This is a genomic window from Jannaschia seohaensis, from assembly GCF_900116765.1.
Taxonomy (GTDB): Bacteria; Pseudomonadota; Alphaproteobacteria; order Rhodobacterales; family Rhodobacteraceae; genus Jannaschia; species Jannaschia seohaensis.
Genome location: NZ_UETC01000003.1, coordinates 313,792 through 330,031 on the forward strand (window position 1 = coordinate 313,792; position 16,240 = coordinate 330,031).

Below are 16,240 nucleotides of genomic sequence, written 5' to 3' on the forward strand. Positions count from 1 at the left end.
ATGATGCTTCGCGCATGACTGGCTCGATTCTCGCCGCACCGGCGTTCGTTTTGCTGATCGTCGGCATCTCCATGGCCGCCTATGGGCTGACCCGTCGGCTGTTGCGCGGCCATATGGACGAGGACACGCGGGACCTGGCCGGATCGGTCCTGTTCCGCATCGCCTCGCTGCACGGTCTGGTGTTGGCGCTCGTCTTCGCGCAGGATCTCGCGAACCTCCGCGACGTCTCCGTCTCCGCCGCCCATGAGGCGACTCTGGTGGCGGACATCTATTACGACGCGGGCCGCTATGCCGGGCCGGAGAGCGCGGCGATCCAGCACGCGATGGCGCATTACGGCCTGCTCGTGGCCGAAGAGGAATGGCCCCGGCTGGCCGAGCAGCGCCGACTGCTCCCCGAGGCCTGGGGTACCTGGGAGCGGGCCTACCACCTGCTTCTGGACGCGACCCCGGCCACGGCCCGCCAGGAGAGGCTCCACGGCATCATGCTGACCGACATCCGCCTCCTGTCGGAGTTGCGCGACACGCGGGGGAACGTGGCGCAGGCGGGCGTGTCGACGGTCTTCGTCTTCGCGGCGCTGATCGGTGTGATCCTGGTTTCCGCCGCTTATTTTCCCTGGGCTCCGACGCGTTTGAACCTCGGGCTCATCGCGGGCTTTTCGGCGTTCACCGGGGTCGTGCTCTATATCATCATCGCGTTCTCGAACCCGTTCGCCTCGCCCGGCCGGGCGCCGACGGTCGGATTCGAGCGCTTCCTGACGCCGGAGGTCAGGGCCATGGCCGCGCAGCCGGTTCCCGCCCAGGCGCAAGAGGCGCCGGCCGACTGATCCGCGTCACTCCACCTGTGCCAGGTAGGCCGCGATGGCGCGGCGGTCTTCTTCCGGCAGGCGTGCGGTGTTGCGCACCACGCTGGTCATGCTGCCGCCCGCCGGCTCGAACTGGGGGGAGAAGCCGTCGGTGAGGTAATTGGCGATCTCGGCCTCGCTCCACCCCAGTTCGGAGGCGTTGATCGGCGGGATGTTCCCCCGTCCCGACGGGTTCGGCGCGCCCTGGAACCAGCGCGCGGTGTCGATGGCGCCCAGCGCGTCGCGCGGGCTGTGGCATTCGCCGCAATGGGCCAGCGCTTCGGCCAGATATTGGCCCCGGGCCGCCTCCGGGTCGTCGGGCGTGGGGGTATACCAGCCGTCGGGCAGGGCCATCCGCTTCCAGACGCCGACCGTGCGGCGGATCGAGTAGGGGAAGGCGAGGTCATGGGGGCGGCTGGGCGTGTCCGACGCGGGCAGGCTCTGCCAGAAGGCCCAAAGGTCCGCCACATCGCCGGGCGTTGCCAGCCGGTAGCTGCCATAGGGGAAGGCCGGGTAGTAATGCGCGCCGCTAGGCGACACTCCGGCCTGCACCGCGTCCGCGAATTGCGCCAGCGTCCAGCCCCCGATCCCGGCCTCGGGATGCATCGAGACATTGGGGGCGTAGAACGTGCCGAACTCCGTTTGGAGGGCGTGCCCCCCGGCCAGCACCGGGAGGTCCGATGGCTCCGCCTCCGGCGCCATGTGGCAGGAGGCGCAGCCCGCGGCATGGAACACCCGCGCGCCCCGGTCCGTATCGGCGGGGGCGTCCGCGATGGCGGCCTGCGCCGCCGCCGGCAGGCCCTCCGCCCGGGTGAGCCACAGGCCGGCGGCAACGCCCGCCACCGCACACGCACCGAGGGTCAGGAGGGCCTTGCGCATCGTCTCAGTTGTTCGAAAGCTGCCAGTTCTCGTGGCAGCTGCCGCAGCCGCGGCCGACCCCGCCGATCGCGCCCTGGAGCGCCTCCAAACCCTGAGGCGCGGCGGCCTCCATCGCGTCGACCGCGACGGTGAAGCTGGCCCATTCGGCCTCGAACCCGGCCCAGTCTTCCCAGATGACCGGCAGCGCCCTGGAGGACATGACCTCGTCGCTCGACGTGCCCTCGGGCCACATGATCGCGAGGTTCATCTCGGTGGAGGACTTGAGGTTATGCGCCGCGCCGGCGGCCAACTCGGCATCGTATTCAATGTTTCCGCGAGCCATGCCGGCAAGGATTCCGATCGACAGGGCCTGGATCTGCATCTGGCCTTGCCGGGCCTTCACTGCGGCCGGCACGTCCGATTGCGCGAGCGCGACAGTGCCGCCGACGACAAGCGCTGAGGCGAGAGCGAGGGGGATGAGTTTCATAGCGGTCTCCTGACTGTCTCTGCGGAGAAGTGCGGCAAGTTGCCACGATGTCAATTCACGTCTCTCCTTGCGCGCCATTCCGTCCAGGCATCGGGCGTGTCCAAGTCGATCAGGGCGCGCCGGCCCGGCAGTGGGATCTGTGCCACGGGATGTTCGCGCAAAAGAGCACGGGCCCCGAGATCGCCCCGCAATGTCATCAGTTCGGGGAAATGCCTGCGGTCGAAAATGACCGGCTGGCCGGGCCGGCCGTCCTCGGATGTCGCGCGCATGATCGCACAGTCGCTGCGCGTCCAGGCATCGGCCATCGCCGACAGGTCGGCTGCTGTTATCTCAGGCATATCCGCCAGATGGATGAGCAGAGCCTCCGCGCGACAGGCAGCGACCCCGGCGCGGATCGACGCGGACATCGCCCGGTCCTCCACGTCGAGCAGGGTCGCGGGCGAGTCGCCCAGCCAGGCCCGGCGGCTGCGGTCGGCGGCGGGCAGGGCGACCAGCACCTCGTCCGAGGCGGCGCAAGCGGCGCGCACCGCCCGCAGGATCAGGGGCGTGCCGTCGATCTCTTCGAGCAGCTTGTCGCGGCCTCCCATGCGGGAAGACGCACCGGCGGCGAGGACCAGAATGGCGGGGGCGGGGCGCATGGCGAGAGATCTAGACGAGGCTCAGCCGGGACGCATCCCCGGATCTGCCCCTGCGCGCGCGGCGCTAGGACGCCAATTCCGCCACGGGGTCGGCGCCGTCCCAGCTGCCCAGGCTCGACAGCACCCGCGCGCGGGTGAAGGAACTGCGGTCGAAGTGACCGGGATCGCGCTGATACTCCATCTGGTCGCGATGGTGCCCGTCCTTGTAGGCGGCGGCCAGCATCGCCGCATCGCTCCGCCACAGGGAAACCGTCATCCCGTCATGGCCGTCCACGCCCGGACCGCTATAGACCGCGCGGCGCAGGTTGCCGGGCAGGGTGCCGTAATAGGAAACGACGTTGTCGACCTCGCGCAGGAAGGTCTTGATTCGGGGCACATCCTCGGGCCCCGGATTGTCGTAGCCGGCCGAGGTGAACACGACCAAGGGCCCCTTCGGATCCTCCGGGGCGACGGCGAGGGTCTCTCCGTCCAGCACCGATCCGCGCCAGTTGACCTGACCGCGATGGGCATAAGGAACCAGCAGCAGGTGATAGGCTTCTTCGGCCTCTGCGAGGAAGGGCAAGTGCCGCTCGGGCGCGGCAAAGACCTCCTCGGCGGCCTCGCGGCTGGGATAGAGCCCGAAACCGCCCCATTCCGCCGAGACGTTGGTGCGCATCCCGTCCGGTCCCAGTGGCGAGGCTGGGTAAAACCGCCAGCAGGTCGCACCGGCCGGACCCGGAAGCGGGGCGCCGGTGCCGTTGATGGGGGTCGCGAAACGCACCCGGTGGAAGACGATCCAGTCATGCATGCCCTGTGCCATCCGCGATCCCCTCAATCCCATCCGTCGCTGCCAGACTACTCCAGGAGCCTGCGCCCACCAAGCGCCACGATCCGGAGGGGGGAAGAGGTCGAGACGGTCGCCGCGGTGGATCGGTCTGACGCCCTCGGGAGCCTGCCGCCGGACGTGCCTCTCCAAGCCCCCAGCCCACAGGGCAGCCTGCCGGGCCAGCCCGTCCGTCCTGGCCGGTCGCGGCGGTGGCCATGACCGCCCCGTAGGGGGTGACTGACCCGCGCGGAACATCGCCGGTGGGGCGGAAGCCCGGGGCCCTCCCCTTGAGCCGCCGGGGCGCCCGTCTCTAGCCTGGGACCACCCGTCAATGAAAGGACGAAGGATGCCAATCAAGTCGCTCCCCCTGCCGGCCCTGACGCTCGGGCTTGCGATGGCGGCGCCGCCCGCACTCGCGCAAAGCACCGGAGAACTGCTCCTCCAGATGAACGGAGAGGAGATCGCCGTGCCCCTCTGGGGCAGCCAGAGCGATTGGAGCGGCAGCGACACCTATCCCTCGATCAACATCTATGCGCGCGCCTTCAACGCGGATGGCGAAGACCCGCTTGTCGTCACGCTCGGTTTCGATGCCGGGAACTGGATCCCCGACCTCGAAGAGATGCGCGTCACCCGCTACGAGGATGGCGCGGCGGTGCAGAAGCTCTTTGGCGGCCACGACGCGGAGGATGGCGGTGTCGCCGTGACGCTCGACAGCCACGAGATGGAGGGCGAGCTGTTGACCCTGACCGGCCGCGTCTCGGGCGCGCTCGGCACGTCGGAGAATTTCGGCCGCGACATCGATCTTGCCGCCGGTGGCCCTGTCGAAGGCAGCTTCCGCGTCACGCTCCAGAAGCTTGAGTAGCGCCAAATCCTCTGGCGCGCGTGCCGGGCCCGCCGACGGACAGGCCGGCCCGGATCGTCCTCCGCTTGGCCGCCGGAGGGCGCCCTCGGTCTAGCGGCGCGCCGGTGAAGGAGAGGTGGTGCCGCTTGGCGGATTCCTCGATGGCGGCCATGTCCTCCGGTATGGCGAACTGGCCCGCGGCCATGTCGGCGAAGACCCCCTCGAAGCCGCCGGCGTCAGGATGACGAGTTGCCGGCAGGGCGCCTCACCCGTCACCTTGAAGCTGTGTTCCTTGCCGCGCGGGATGAAGACGGTCTCCCCGGCGGAGGCGATCCGCTCCTCGCCGTCGCTCCAGATGCGGCAGCGGCCGGGGAGGATCACGAAGGTCTCGTCCTCCGCGTGATGGACATGCCGCGGAGGTCCGCTATCCGGCGGGGACGTGCTGTCCATGATGAACATCGCTCCGCCACTGTCTCTTTTACTCAGGATGGTCTTCTAGGTCACACCCAACCATTCGAGGACCTGCGCGTCTGACGACGTCGTCATACGGGAGTTCCTGCCTTCACTCGCAACGGGGCATGGGACGGTCTGCGGATTGTTGGGGCAATGCGGGACGCGCCATCCCGACTTGGCCGGTCGCGGCAGCGGCCTTGAAGCGCATCTCGCGGACGTTCAAAAGCTCCGGTTCCGATGCAGCCATGCTACGGCCAGGAGACGAGGCGCGCCCGCCGGGTTAGAAGCCACGTCCCGGATCGCCTCGGCGGCGAGAGTCCTCGCGACAGGCACCTGACGCGAGGCCTGGCGGAACCCTGTGCAGGGGCCGCAACCCGGTGCCCTCGGACCATCGCAGAGCGCCATGCCAGCCCCATCCCCAGGCGGAGCCCGACCGCAACGGGACCGCCCGATTTGGGCGGTCCCGCGGTGCCGATCAGCCCCGCTGCCGCGACCCGTTCGCATCGAAGAGTGGCGCGTGCTGGAGCCGGGCGGGGAGGTGCTCGCCCAGCAGCTCGATCGTCCAGGGCCCGTCCGCATCCGCCACGGCACGGTCGACATAGCCCAGCGCCATCGACAGCCCCGCATTATGGGCGAAACCGCCCGAGGTGACATAGCCCACCCGCCGGTCGCCCAGCCAGATCGGCTCGTCATGCATGACATCGGCATCCACGGCCTCGACCACGAAGGCGCGCAGGCGTTTGGCGCCGCCATGCTCCCTCTCGGCCAGCGCGGCCGCCTTGCCGACGAAATCGGCCTCCTTGGAATAGGCGACGAAGCGGTCGAGCCCGGCCTCGACCGGCCCGTAGAGCGGGCGGAACTCCGAGCCCCAGCCGCCATAATTCTTCTCCAGCCGCATGGCGTTGAGCGCACGGGAGCCGAATGGGCGCAGGCCCAGAGGCTCCCCGGCGGCGAGGATCCGGTCGAAGACCGAGCGCTGGTATTCCGGCTTCATCCAGATCTCGTAGCCTAGATCGCCGGTAAAGCTGACCCGGCCCACGATGGCGGGCGCGAGCCCCACATCCATCCGCCGGACCCCCATGAAGCGCAGCGCGTCATTGGACATATCCTGACCCGTCACCGCCTCCATCAGCGCGCGCGACTTCGGTCCCGCGACGGACAGCCCGACCATCCCCAGCCCGACGACCTCCAACGTGACGGAGCCGTCCGTGGGCAGGAAGCGCTCGAACCAGCGGGCGTAGAAGACCTCGGCCATGCCCGAGCCGACCAGCAGAAACGCCTCGCCCCCCGCCTCGGGCAGGCAGGAGACGGTCAGGTCGCCTTGCAGCTTGCCGTCCTCCTTGAGCATCGGCGCCAGCGCCATGCGTCCCGCCACCGGGATCTTGCAGGCGAGCACCCGGTCGAGGAAGTCTCGCGCGCCCGGCCCGCGGATCCAGAACTTGCTGAACCCGCTCGTCTCCATCACGCCCACGCCTTCGCGGCAGGCGCGGACCTCGTCGGCGACATGGGGGAAGTCGGTGGAGCGGCGCCAGGAGAACACGTCGCGGGTCTCATCAGGCGAGAACCAGAGCGGCACCTCCAGCCCCCAATTGTCGCCCATCTGCGCGCCCAGCCCCAGCATCCGGTCGTAGATCGGCGTGGTCTTGTGGGGGCGGGCGGCGGTGAGTTCCTCGTTGGGGAAGCGGATCGAGAAGCGGCGGGAGTAATTCTCCTGCACCTTGGGGCTGGTATAGGCCAGCGTCGCCCAGTCGCCGTAGCGCGCCACGTCCATCGCCCAGACGTCGAAGCCCGGATCGCCCTCGATGATCCAGTTGGCGAGCGCCAGACCAACCCCGCCGCCTTGGGAGAACCCTGCCATGACGCCACAGGCGGACCAGAAGCCCGGCAGACCGCGCACCGGGCCGACAAGCGGGTTGCCGTCGGGGGCGAAGGTGAAGGGGCCGTTAATGATCTGCTTGATCCCGGCGGTCTGGAAGGCGGGGAAATGCTCGAACCCGACCTCCAGGCTGGGCGCGATGCGGTCGATATCGGGTTGCAGCAACTCGTGCCCGAACTCCCAGGGGGTCTCGCGGGGGGACCAGGGCACGCAGGCTTTCTCGTAGGTGCCCATCAGCATCCCGCCGCGTTCCTGCCGGAGATAGAGCTCACCGTCGAAGTCCACGGCGTGGATCACCTCCTTGCCGGTGGTGCGGTTGATCTCCGCGACTTCGGGCATGTCCTCGGTCAGAAGATACATATGCTCCATGGCGAGCACGGGCAGTTCGATGCCCACCATGCGCCCGACCTCACGGGCCCAGAGTCCGCCGGCGTTGACGACATGCTCGCAGGTCACGTCGCCCTTGTTCGTCTTGACCAGCCAGCCATCGCCCTTGCGCAGGATCGCCTCGACCTTGGTATGGGTCTCGACCGTCGCGCCCAGCTTGCGGGCCGATTTGGCGTAGGCATAGGTCACGCCCGAGGGATCGAGATGGCCATCGACCTGCGTGCGCACGGCGCCGATGAACTTGGACGGGTCCATGAGCGGGAAGGCTTCGGCGGCCTCCTCTGGCGAGACGATCTCCGCTTCGATCCCGTTCATGCGCGCGGCGGCGGCGGTGGTCTTGAGCCAGTCGAAGCGCTCGGGCGTCGAGGCCAGCAGCACACCGCCGGTCATGTGAAAGCCGGTCGCCTGGCCCGACAGCTCCTCTATCTCCTTGTAGAGTTCGATCGTGTATTTCTGCAGCTTGGCGACGTTCGGATCGCCGTTGATCGTGTGGCAGCCGCCCGCCGCGTGCCAGGTCGACCCGGAGGTCAGCTCCGACCGCTCCAGCAGCAGCACGTCTCTCCAGCCGCCTTTCGCCAGGTGGTAGAGCACCGAGCAGCCCACCACGCCGCCCCCGATGACGACGACTCGTGCCGTGTCCTGCATGGTCCGATCTCCCGTTGGTCCGCGTCCGAGGCTAGGGGGCCGCCGCCTGGGCACCCGTCATTGAGCGACGGCCGTATGTCGTTTTCCGTCCTTGCCAGCGGAGAGGGCCGGGGGACGCCCCCCGGACCCCCGGCCGCGGGCCGGGCGCTCCGGATCGGACGAGGCAAGTGGGGCCGGCGTCGCGCCTTGAGTATTTGTGGCCAGAAGAAGCTGAGCACGGGGGCGATCCGGTTTGGCGGTCGGGTGCGCGGGGGTCAGGTTATGGCCGCGCGCAGGACGTCGCGGACCTCCATCACATCAGCCTCGGTGCAGTCCCAGGTGCCGCAGGTGAAGCGGATGACGAAGCGGCCCGCGTGGTGGGTCTGTGTGAGGTAGATGCGGCCCTCGGCGTTGACGCGGGTGAGAAGGGCCTCGGTCGCGGCGTCGCCCTCGGATAAGGCGAAGGTGAAGAGCGACAGGCGGGGCTCGGTGACGATGTCGATGCTGGGTTCGGAGCGGAGGCTTTCGCAGAGACGCCGGGTCCAGGCCACGTGGTTCCGCAAGCGGGTCCGGACACCGTCGAGGCCGTAGGCGCGGAGGACGAACCATAGCTTCAGCGCCCGCATCCGGCGGCCGAGCGGCACGGTCCATTCGTTGAAATCCGTGACCGCGTCCTCCTCCAGCGTCTGGAGGAAGTCGGGCCTGAGGCCCAGGGTTCGGATCTGGTCGGTCGGGTCGCGCAGCAATTGGACCGCGCAGTCGAACTGCGCGCCCATCCATTTGTGCGGGTTGAAGACGATGGAATCGCAGTCTGCCGCCCCTGCCATGAGCGGCCGGAGTTCCTCGCAGACCAGGGCGGAGCCGGCCCAGGCGGCGTCGACATGAGTGGGCAGGCCATGGGCGCGGGCCACGGGCAGGCAGGCGGCGATGTCGTCGAACGCCCCGACCGCGGTGCCGCCGGCGCAGAAGATGACCCCGCAGGGCATGTGGCCTGCCGCGAGGTCGGCCTCGATGGCCGCCGCGAGCGCATCGGGGTCCATCGACAGGTCGGACCGCGTCGGCACCTTCACGAGGTTCTCCTGCCCGATCCCCGCGAGCCGCGCGGCCTTGTCGACTGAGCTATGGGTCTGTGCGCTGGCATAGAGGCGCAGGCGGGGGGCTCCGGACAGCCCCTCGGTCAGGCCTGTGAAGCCCAGCGCCTTCTCGCGCATGGTCAGCACGGCGCAGAGCGTGGCGACCGTGGCCGAATCGTGGATCGTGCCGGTCCAGCCCTCGGGGAAGCCGGTGGCGCGAATGAGCCAGCCGATCATCGCCTGCTCCAGCTCGGTCGCCGCCGGGGAGGTCTGCCACAGCATCCCCTGCGCCCCGATGCCCGCGATCAGCTGTTCGGCCAGGATCGAGGCGGGGGCGGCGTTGGCGGGGAAGTAGGCGAAGAAGCGGGGATGCTGCCAATGGGTCAGGGCGCCGGGGATCAGCCGCTCGAAATCGGCGAAGATCCTATCGGGCGCCTCGGCCGTCTCGGGCGCGGCGGGAGGCAGGGCCGAGAGCACGTCGCCCGGCTTGACCTGGGCGCGGACGGGGCGGTCGCGCAGGCCGGCGTGATAGGCGCGGATCCACTCGGCCGCGCGGGCGGACCAGGCGGGGAGGTCGTCGTGGTTCATCCCGCGCCCTTTGCCACCAGCGCGTCGATCTCGGCGCCCGGCCCCCCAAGCTGGGTGAAATCACCCGCCAGCGCCGCGGCTCCGGCCTCCATCGCGACCTTCTGCGCAGCGCGTGCGAGCGCGCCCCCCAAAGAGACGCGCGCCACGCCCATCGCGCCCATCTCGGCCAGCGACAGTCTGGCGAGCGGCCCGGAGCAGAGCGCGTTGACGGGCGCAGCGACCGACCCGACGAGCCGTCGCAGATCTTCGGGGTCGCCCGGAAACGGGCAGTAGAGCACATGCGCGCCCACCGCCTGGAAGGCCTGCAACCGTCGGATCGCCTCGTCCAGATCGTAGAGTCCGTGCATCACCCCGTCGGTGCGGGCGCAGAAGACGAAGTTCGGGGGCGCGGCCTCGACCGCCGCGCGCATCCGGTCGACGGCGAGGTCGAAGCCATAGGCCTCGCGCGCCGCCGAGACGTCTTCGATGCAGCAACCTGCGAGGCCGGCCTCCGCGGCCTCGCGGACGGTTGTCGCGCAATCCTCGGGGGTGGGGCCGTAGCCGTCTTCCAGATCGGCCGAGACCGGGACGGAAACGGCTTCGACCACCGCGCGGCCATGGGCGATGGCTTCGCTGCGGCCGATCTGTGTGTCGGCGACGCCACGGGTGAAGGCATAGCCCGCCGAGGAGGTGGCGATGGCCTTGGCCCCCATCGCGGCCAGCAGCCGTGCGGAGCCCAGGTCCCAGGCATTGGCGAGAACGAACGGGTCGCCGGGCCGGTGGAGCTCGAGAAATGTCATGGGCGGGTTTCCTCCACGAGGTTGGCGATCTGGGCAATCGCGGCGGTCAGCTCCGCTTCGGGGCGGGTCAGGGCGATGCGCAGGTGCCCTTCGGCGGCGCGGCCGAAGCTGTCGCCGGGCATCGCCGCGATGCGTTTCTCGTCCAGCAGGCGCGCGGCAAAGGCGGGCGCGTCGAGCACCGAGGCGCGGATGTCGAGCATCAGATACATCGCGCCGCCGGACGGGACCGCTCGAACCGACGTGCGCTCCAACGCCGCGAGGCAGACATCGCGGCGCGCGGCGAAGGGCGCGGCGACGCGGGTTTCGAAGTCGGGGCCCAGCCCTAGGGCGAAGAGCGCCGCCGCCTGCACGAAACCCGCGACGCCGTAGGTGGTGTGAACGGCGGCGGCGCTCAGCGCCTCGATCGCGTCCTCCGGGCCGACCAGCCAGCCGATCCGGCTGCCGGTCATGGCGTGGGATTTGGACATGGAGCCGACGACCAGGGTGCGCGCGTCCATGCCGGGCAGCGCGCGGGGCGTCAGATGCGCCCCGGACCAGATCTGCGTGTCATAGACCTCGTCGGAGATCACCCACATGTCGCCCGCGCGCGCGACCTCGGCCAAGGTGTCGAGCGTGTCGCGGGAATAGATCGCACCAGTCGGATTGTTGGGCGAGTTGATGAGGATCGCGGCGGCCTCGCCCGCGGCTTCCAGGGACGACCGCTCGGGCTGAAACCCGGCCTCGGCCCGGGTCGGGACGACCAGGGGCACGGCGCCCGCGGCGCGGACGGTGCCTGGGTAGGTCGCGTAGTAAGGATCGGGGTAGAGCACCCGTTCCCCGGGTTCGGCGGCGCCCATCACGGCGTAGAACAGCGCGGCCTGTCCGCCGGTTGTTACCAGGACGTTGGCCGGGGAGGTCGCTACGCCGGTGCGCTCCTGCACGCGCTTGGCGATGGCGGTGCGCAACTCCGGAATTCCATGCAGCGCGGCATAGCCCGTGGCCCCGCCGCGCGCCGCGTCGTCCATCGCGGCGAGAATCGCCGGGTCCGTCCGGATGTCGTGGTCGCCGACCGTCAGGTTGACGATCTCGACGCCGGCCTCCTCCAGCGCGCGGGCCGCGTGGAAGATGCCCCACCCGTCGTCGCCGCCGGGGGCGATGCTGCGAATCCTGTCCGACATGCGTGCCATGGGCGCCACCGGACACCCGGCGGGTGCCCCTGTCAAATGGTTGCCCGGACGCGACGCGCATGTTAGCCCGCCCGCATGACCCGCGCGACCTGCATCATCTGCATCCGCCGCGCCCGCTGACCATCGGATCGGCGGGCCTCTGGTGGCCTGCCGTGCGCCCGGCCGCCATCCCGCCCCAAGAGGAGAGCCGCCGTGCCCCCTGAGATGCGCCTGCGCAACTCCGCCACCCGCCGGGTGGAGACGTTCAAACCGCTCGACCCCGATCACGTGCGCCTCTATCTCTGCGGCCCTACGGTCTATGACCGCGCGCATCTGGGCAATGCGCGTAACGTGATCCTGTTCGACGTGCTGGCGCGGCTGCTACGCCATGACTGGCCGCGCGTGACCTATGTCCGCAACGTCACCGACGTCGACGACAAGATCAACGCACGCGCCGCCGAGACCGGCCGCAGCATCGCCGACGTGACCGCCGAAACGCTCGACTGGTTCCACGAGGACATGGAAGCGCTGGGCAACCTGCCGCCCGACCACGAGCCGCGCGCGACCGACTACATCCCGCAGATGATCGCGATGATCGAAGGGCTGATCGCAAGCGGCCACGCCTACGAGGCCGAGGGCCATGTCCTGTTCTCGGTGGCGAGCTTCCCGGATTACGGCGCGCTGTCTGGCCGCTCGGTCGAGGACATGATCGCCGGCGCCCGGGTCGAGGTTGCGCCCTACAAGCGCGACGCGATGGATTTCGTGCTCTGGAAGCCGTCCGACGCGGAGACGCCGGGCTGGGACTCGCCCTGGGGCCGGGGGCGCCCGGGCTGGCATATCGAGTGCTCGGCCATGTCGAAGGCGCTGCTGGGGACGAGCTTCGACATCCATGGCGGCGGCAACGACCTGATGTTCCCGCACCACGAGAACGAGCGCGCGCAAAGCTGCTGCGCCGACCCGGGCGCGGGCTTCGCGCAGGTCTGGCTGCATAACGAGATGCTGCTGGTCGAGGGCCGGAAGATGTCCAAGAGCTTGGGCAACTTCTTCACAGTGCGGGATTTGCTGGATCGGGGCGTGCCGGGCGAGGTGATCCGCTTCGTGTTCCTCTCGACGCATTACTCGAAGCCGATGGACTGGACGGAGGAGAAGGCGCGGGAGGCGGAGGCGACCCTGCGCCGCTGGCGCGCCGTCCCGGCCGAGGAGGGAGCGCAAGCGCCCGACGAGGCGCTGCTCGACGCGCTGCGCGACGATCTCAACACGCCGGGGGCCATCGCGGTCCTGCACCGGCTGGCCAAGGCCGGGGATGGGGCGGCCTTGCGCGCCTCGGCGGCCCTTCTGGGCCTTCTCGGCCCGGAGCTCGGCGCCTGGGCCGAGGCCGGGGACGACGCGGCGGTCGAGGCGGTCCTCGCCGCCCGCGCCGAAGCCCGCGCCGCCAAGGACTGGGCCCGCGCCGATGCGCTGCGCGACGCGCTGACGGCGGCGGGGGTCGTCGTCACCGACGGGAAGGGCAAGGGTTGGGAGGCCGGGCCGGGCTTCGACCCGAGCAAGCTTGCGGGGCTGGCATGACAGAGCGTCTCTATCTCTACGACACCACCCTGCGGGACGGGCAGCAGACCCAGGGCGTGCAGTTCTCCGCCGCCGAGAAGACCGAGATCGCCCGGATGCTCGACGCCCTCGGCCTCGACTATATCGAGGGCGGCTGGCCCGGCGCGAACCCGACCGATAGCGAGTTCTTCGAGCAGGCGCCCAAGCTCGACGCCACGCTCGCCGCCTTCGGCATGACCAAGCGCGCCGGGCGGTCGGCCGAGAATGACGATGTGCTGGCCGCCGTGCTCAATGCTGGCACGCCGTCCGTCTGCCTCGTGGGCAAGACCAACCCGTTCCATGTCGAGAACGCGCTGGGCATCACCCTGGACGAGAACCTGGAAAATATCCGCGCCTCCATCGCCCATGTCGTGGCCCAGGGCCGCGAGGCGCTGTTCGACGCGGAGCATTTCTTCGACGGCTACGAGCTCGACCCCGCCTATGCCCGCGCATGCCTGGACGCGGCCCATGAGGCGGGCGCGCGCTGGATCGTGCTCTGCGACACCAATGGCGGCACCATGCCCGCCCGGATCGGCGCCGTGGTCCGCGACCTCATCGCCGGGACGCCCGACCGGCCCGGCCTGCCCGGCGACCGGCTGGGCATCCATACCCATAACGACACCGAACAGGCCGTCGCGGGCAGCCTCGCCGCCGTCGAGGCCGGCGTGCGCCAGATCCAGGGCACGCTCAACGGGTTGGGCGAGCGCTGCGGCAACGCGAACCTCACCAGCCTGATCCCGACGCTGATCCTGAAGGAGCCCTGGCGCTCGCGCTTCGAGACCGGCGTGACCGAGGAGGCGCTGCACGACCTGCTGCGCATCTCCCGCCGCCTCGATGAGATCCTCAACCGCGTCCCCCGGCGCGAGGCGGCCTATGTCGGCGCCTCGGCCTTCGCGCATAAGGCGGGGCTTCATGCCTCGGCGATCCTCAAGGATCCCACCACCTACGAGCATGTCCCGCCCGAGTCCGTCGGCAACGTCCGGGTCGTGCCGATGTCCAACCAAGCGGGGCTCTCGAACCTGCGCCGCCGACTGGCCGAGGCGGGCCTGCCCGGTGAGGACACCGCCGCGTTGCGCCGCATCCTGGAGCGGGTCAAGGCGCGGGAGGACAAGGGATATTCCTATGACGGCGCGCAGGCGAGCTTCGAGCTGCTCGCCCGCGAGGAGCTGGGCCTCATGCCCGAGTTCTTCGAGGTCAAGCGCTACCGCGTGACGGTTGAGCGGCGGAAGAACAAGTATAACGAGATGATCACCCTCTCCGAGGCGGTGGTCGTCGTGAAGGTCGATGGCGAGAAGAAGCTGTCGGTCAGCGAGTCCATGGACGAGACCGGCGCCGACCGGGGGCCGGTCAACGCGCTCTCCAAGGCGCTGTTCAAGGATCTCGGGCGTTATCAGTCGCAGATCGACGACATCCGTCTGGCCGATTTCCGCGTGCGCATCATGCAGGGCGGCACCGAGGCCGTGACCCGCGTCATCATCGACCATGAGGACAGCCAGGGCCGCCGCTGGTCCACCGTGGGCGTGTCCCCAAACATCGTCGACGCGAGCTTCGAGGCGCTGCTCGACGCCGTGCGCTGGAAGCTTCTGCAATGAGCGCCTTCATGCAGGTCTATGGGCCGATCCCGCGCCAGGGGCCGGGAACGCCCGAGGATGTCGCCTGGGCCTGCGCTAGGACCGAGCTGGAACCCGATGCGCGCATCTGCGATGTCGGCTGCGGCAGCGGTGCAGACTTCGCCGCGCTGCGGGCCGCCGCGCCCGAGGCGGAGATCGTGGGGCTCGATCCCGATCTCGGCCTCGTCGTCGCGGCGCAGACGCGGCTGGACGATCCGAGCATTCGAGCCCTGCGCGGCGTGGGCATCGCGGGCGAGGGCGGGCGCGACCCCGTGACGGAGGGGCCGTTCGACCTGATCTGGTCCGCCGGGGCGATCTATTTCGACGGGGTTGGCCCCAGCCTGCGCCATTGGCGCGATGCGCTCAGCTTCGGGGGCGCGGTGGCCTTCTCGGCGCCGGTCTCGGCGGAGGACGACGCGGAAGCCGCCGCCTTTTGGGGCGGAGACGCGGCCGACACCGAGGCGACGCTCGACATCGCCATCGCGGCGGCGGGCTATGGGATCGTCGCGCGCGGCCGGGTGCCGGACGCCGGTTGGGAGGCCTATTACGCAGGCGTCTTGGCCCGCTGCGACGCCCTGGAGCGGGTCCAGGATGCTGAATTGGCCGTGGTGATCGCCGGCGCCCGCCAGGAGGCGGCCGACTGGTCGCGCCTGCGCGACAGGGTGGGCTACGCGCTCCGGGTCGTGCGTCCGCGATGAGCCTGGAGGACGATCTCACCGCCTGTGCCGGGCTTTTGGATCGCGGAGATCCCCACCGGTTCCGCGCGGCCATGGCGGCGCCCCTGGCGTTGCGGCGCGGGCTGCTGCCGCTCTACGCCTTCAACCTGGAAGTCGCCCGCGCGCCTTGGGTCACGCAAGAGCCGATGATCGCGGAGATGCGTCTGCAATGGTGGCGCGATGCGCTTGAGGAAATCTCGGCGGGTGGCGCCGTGCGCCGCCACGAGGTCGTCACCCCGCTGGCCGCCACGCTCGATGCCGAGGGGGCGCGGGCGCTCGACGGGCTGATCGCCGCGCGGCGCGCCGATATCGAGACGCGCCCGCATGAGGGACGGGACAGCCTGCAGGCCTATCTGGACGCCACCGCCGGAGAACTGCTCTGGCAGGCGGGACGCATGGCCGGGTCGCGAGCCGAGGCGGCGCTGCGCGCGGCGGGCCGGGCCCAGGGCGCCGCCGCCTATCTAGCTGCCGTCCCGGAACTGGTCGCCAAGGGCCGCCATCCGCTGCCCCCTGGCGATGCCCCGTCCGAGATGCGCGCCCTGGCCCAATCGGGGCGGGCGGCGCTGGACGAGGCCCGGCGCGCCGGGGTCGACCGGGCCGCGCGCCCCGTCCTGGCGGCGCTGGCCTCGGTCCGCGTGACCCTGATGGCAATCGAGACCGATCCCGAGGCCGCTCTCTCCGCGCCGCCCGCTTGGCCGCAATGGCGGGATGCGATGGGACGGGCCGCGATCGTGGCGACGGGGCGCTTCTAGCGCGCCGAACGGGTCAGCGACCTGCGGAGCAGCTTGCCCAGCCGCGTCCTCCCGCGACCGCTCTCACAGGGCGTGACGTGGGGCGACGCGACGCCGTCCTCATCTTGCCTGAAATACCTGCGGAGCGCGCGGGCCGAGCCCCGGGCGCACTCGCACCCGCCCGCACAGACCCGGAACCCTGA

Annotated in this window: 15 protein-coding genes; 6 read left to right on the top strand and 9 right to left on the bottom strand. The window is 70.2% G+C overall.

What is annotated here, in order from left to right; all coding sequences use genetic code 11:
- Positions 1–14: 14 nt before the first annotated feature.
- Positions 15–824 (top strand): bestrophin-like domain, encoded by an 810-nt coding sequence (locus tag DTQ71_RS09395; protein ID WP_109564038.1) that lies wholly within the window; start codon positions 15–17, stop codon positions 822–824.
- Positions 825–830: 6 nt separating this feature from the next.
- Here DTQ71_RS09395 and DTQ71_RS09400 read toward each other — a convergent pair whose 3' ends face one another.
- The 4 genes from DTQ71_RS09400 to DTQ71_RS09415 all read right to left on the bottom strand — a co-directional run bounded on the left by DTQ71_RS09400 (position 831) and on the right by DTQ71_RS09415 (position 3,624).
- Positions 831–1,721, bottom strand: coding sequence for a cytochrome c (locus DTQ71_RS09400; RefSeq protein ID WP_109564039.1), 891 nt, complete (start codon positions 1,719–1,721; stop codon positions 831–833).
- A 4-nt stretch (positions 1,722–1,725) separates the two neighbouring features.
- Positions 1,726–2,187 carry a c-type cytochrome gene (locus DTQ71_RS09405; protein ID WP_170125380.1) on the bottom strand — a complete coding sequence of 154 codons (462 nt, stop codon included), beginning with the start codon at positions 2,185–2,187 and terminating at the stop codon, positions 1,726–1,728.
- Between the two features lie 50 nt (positions 2,188–2,237).
- Entirely contained in the window at positions 2,238–2,825 is a 588-nt protein-coding gene (locus tag DTQ71_RS09410) for a nucleotidyltransferase family protein (protein WP_109564041.1), read from the bottom strand.
- 64 nt (positions 2,826–2,889) lie between these two features.
- Positions 2,890–3,624, bottom strand: coding sequence for a hypothetical protein (locus DTQ71_RS09415; RefSeq protein ID WP_109564042.1), 735 nt, complete (start codon positions 3,622–3,624; stop codon positions 2,890–2,892).
- A 352-nt stretch (positions 3,625–3,976) separates the two neighbouring features.
- Here DTQ71_RS09415 and DTQ71_RS09420 point away from each other — a divergent pair, with 352 nt between their 5' ends.
- Positions 3,977–4,492 carry a hypothetical protein gene (locus DTQ71_RS09420; protein WP_109564043.1) on the top strand — a complete coding sequence of 172 codons (516 nt, stop codon included), beginning with the start codon at positions 3,977–3,979 and terminating at the stop codon, positions 4,490–4,492.
- A 90-nt stretch (positions 4,493–4,582) separates the two neighbouring features.
- On the opposite strand, the gene DTQ71_RS09425 is transcribed toward DTQ71_RS09420, so the two are convergent.
- The 5 genes from DTQ71_RS09425 to DTQ71_RS09445 form a co-directional block, all read right to left on the bottom strand.
- Entirely contained in the window at positions 4,583–4,930 is a 348-nt protein-coding gene (locus DTQ71_RS09425; protein WP_342768114.1) for a cupin domain-containing protein, read from the bottom strand.
- A gap of 469 nt (positions 4,931–5,399) precedes the next feature.
- Positions 5,400–7,832: a GcvT family protein gene (locus DTQ71_RS09430; protein ID WP_109564044.1), complete on the bottom strand. Its 2,433-nt coding sequence runs from the start codon at positions 7,830–7,832 to the stop codon at positions 5,400–5,402.
- A gap of 254 nt (positions 7,833–8,086) precedes the next feature.
- On the bottom strand, positions 8,087–9,472 hold the full coding sequence (locus tag DTQ71_RS09435) for a pyridoxal phosphate-dependent decarboxylase family protein (RefSeq protein ID WP_109564045.1): 1,386 nt from the start codon (positions 9,470–9,472) through the stop codon (positions 8,087–8,089).
- Entirely contained in the window at positions 9,469–10,251 is a 783-nt protein-coding gene (locus DTQ71_RS09440) for an isocitrate lyase/PEP mutase family protein (protein ID WP_109564046.1), read from the bottom strand. Before DTQ71_RS09440 ends, DTQ71_RS09435 begins: the two co-directional genes overlap by 4 nt.
- Positions 10,248–11,417, bottom strand: a complete 1,170-nt coding sequence (locus DTQ71_RS09445) for a pyridoxal phosphate-dependent aminotransferase (protein WP_109564047.1) — start codon at positions 11,415–11,417, stop codon at positions 10,248–10,250. The genes DTQ71_RS09440 and DTQ71_RS09445 overlap by 4 nt, the downstream gene beginning before the upstream one ends.
- 204 nt (positions 11,418–11,621) lie before the next feature.
- On the opposite strand from DTQ71_RS09445, the gene cysS reads away from it, so the two are divergent.
- Genes cysS through DTQ71_RS09465 form a run of 4 tightly spaced genes read left to right on the top strand, consistent with a single transcriptional unit; the run spans position 11,622 to position 16,058 of the window.
- Positions 11,622–12,962, top strand: a complete 1,341-nt coding sequence (gene cysS / locus DTQ71_RS09450) for a cysteine--tRNA ligase (RefSeq protein WP_109564048.1) — start codon at positions 11,622–11,624, stop codon at positions 12,960–12,962.
- A complete protein-coding gene (cimA, locus tag DTQ71_RS09455) occupies positions 12,959–14,572 on the top strand; it encodes a citramalate synthase (RefSeq protein ID WP_109564049.1) in 1,614 nt (537 codons plus the stop codon). Before cysS ends, cimA begins: the two co-directional genes overlap by 4 nt.
- On the top strand, positions 14,569–15,288 hold the full coding sequence (locus DTQ71_RS09460; RefSeq protein ID WP_109564050.1) for a class I SAM-dependent methyltransferase: 720 nt from the start codon (positions 14,569–14,571) through the stop codon (positions 15,286–15,288). Before cimA ends, DTQ71_RS09460 begins: the two co-directional genes overlap by 4 nt.
- Entirely contained in the window at positions 15,285–16,058 is a 774-nt protein-coding gene (locus DTQ71_RS09465; protein ID WP_111785597.1) for a squalene/phytoene synthase family protein, read from the top strand. Before DTQ71_RS09460 ends, DTQ71_RS09465 begins: the two co-directional genes overlap by 4 nt.
- The last annotated feature ends 182 nt before the right edge of the window (positions 16,059–16,240 follow it).

What these genes read in the sequence shown, in the direction of transcription:
- DTQ71_RS09410 (WP_109564041.1), bottom strand. Translation starts at nt 2,825, where the DNA reads ATGCGCCCCGCCCCCGCCATTCTGGTCCTCGCCGCCGGTGCGTCTTCC.
- DTQ71_RS09445 (WP_109564047.1), bottom strand. Translation starts at nt 11,417, where the DNA reads ATGGCACGCATGTCGGACAGGATTCGCAGCATCGCCCCCGGCGGCGAC.
- DTQ71_RS09400 (WP_109564039.1), bottom strand. Translation starts at nt 1,721, where the DNA reads ATGCGCAAGGCCCTCCTGACCCTCGGTGCGTGTGCGGTGGCGGGCGTT.
- DTQ71_RS09460 (WP_109564050.1), top strand. Translation starts at nt 14,569, where the DNA reads ATGAGCGCCTTCATGCAGGTCTATGGGCCGATCCCGCGCCAGGGGCCG.
- DTQ71_RS09420 (WP_109564043.1), top strand. Translation starts at nt 3,977, where the DNA reads ATGCCAATCAAGTCGCTCCCCCTGCCGGCCCTGACGCTCGGGCTTGCG.
- DTQ71_RS09465 (WP_111785597.1), top strand. Translation starts at nt 15,285, where the DNA reads ATGAGCCTGGAGGACGATCTCACCGCCTGTGCCGGGCTTTTGGATCGC.
- cysS (WP_109564048.1), top strand. Translation starts at nt 11,622, where the DNA reads ATGCGCCTGCGCAACTCCGCCACCCGCCGGGTGGAGACGTTCAAACCG.
- DTQ71_RS09430 (WP_109564044.1), bottom strand. Translation starts at nt 7,832, where the DNA reads ATGCAGGACACGGCACGAGTCGTCGTCATCGGGGGCGGCGTGGTGGGC.
- cimA (WP_109564049.1), top strand. Translation starts at nt 12,959, where the DNA reads ATGACAGAGCGTCTCTATCTCTACGACACCACCCTGCGGGACGGGCAG.
- DTQ71_RS09395 (WP_109564038.1), top strand. Translation starts at nt 15, where the DNA reads ATGACTGGCTCGATTCTCGCCGCACCGGCGTTCGTTTTGCTGATCGTC.
- DTQ71_RS09440 (WP_109564046.1), bottom strand. Translation starts at nt 10,251, where the DNA reads ATGACATTTCTCGAGCTCCACCGGCCCGGCGACCCGTTCGTTCTCGCC.
- DTQ71_RS09435 (WP_109564045.1), bottom strand. Translation starts at nt 9,472, where the DNA reads ATGAACCACGACGACCTCCCCGCCTGGTCCGCCCGCGCGGCCGAGTGG.
- DTQ71_RS09415 (WP_109564042.1), bottom strand. Translation starts at nt 3,624, where the DNA reads ATGGCACAGGGCATGCATGACTGGATCGTCTTCCACCGGGTGCGTTTC.
- DTQ71_RS09405 (WP_170125380.1), bottom strand. Translation starts at nt 2,187, where the DNA reads ATGAAACTCATCCCCCTCGCTCTCGCCTCAGCGCTTGTCGTCGGCGGC.
- DTQ71_RS09425 (WP_342768114.1), bottom strand. Translation starts at nt 4,930, where the DNA reads ATGTTCATCATGGACAGCACGTCCCCGCCGGATAGCGGACCTCCGCGG.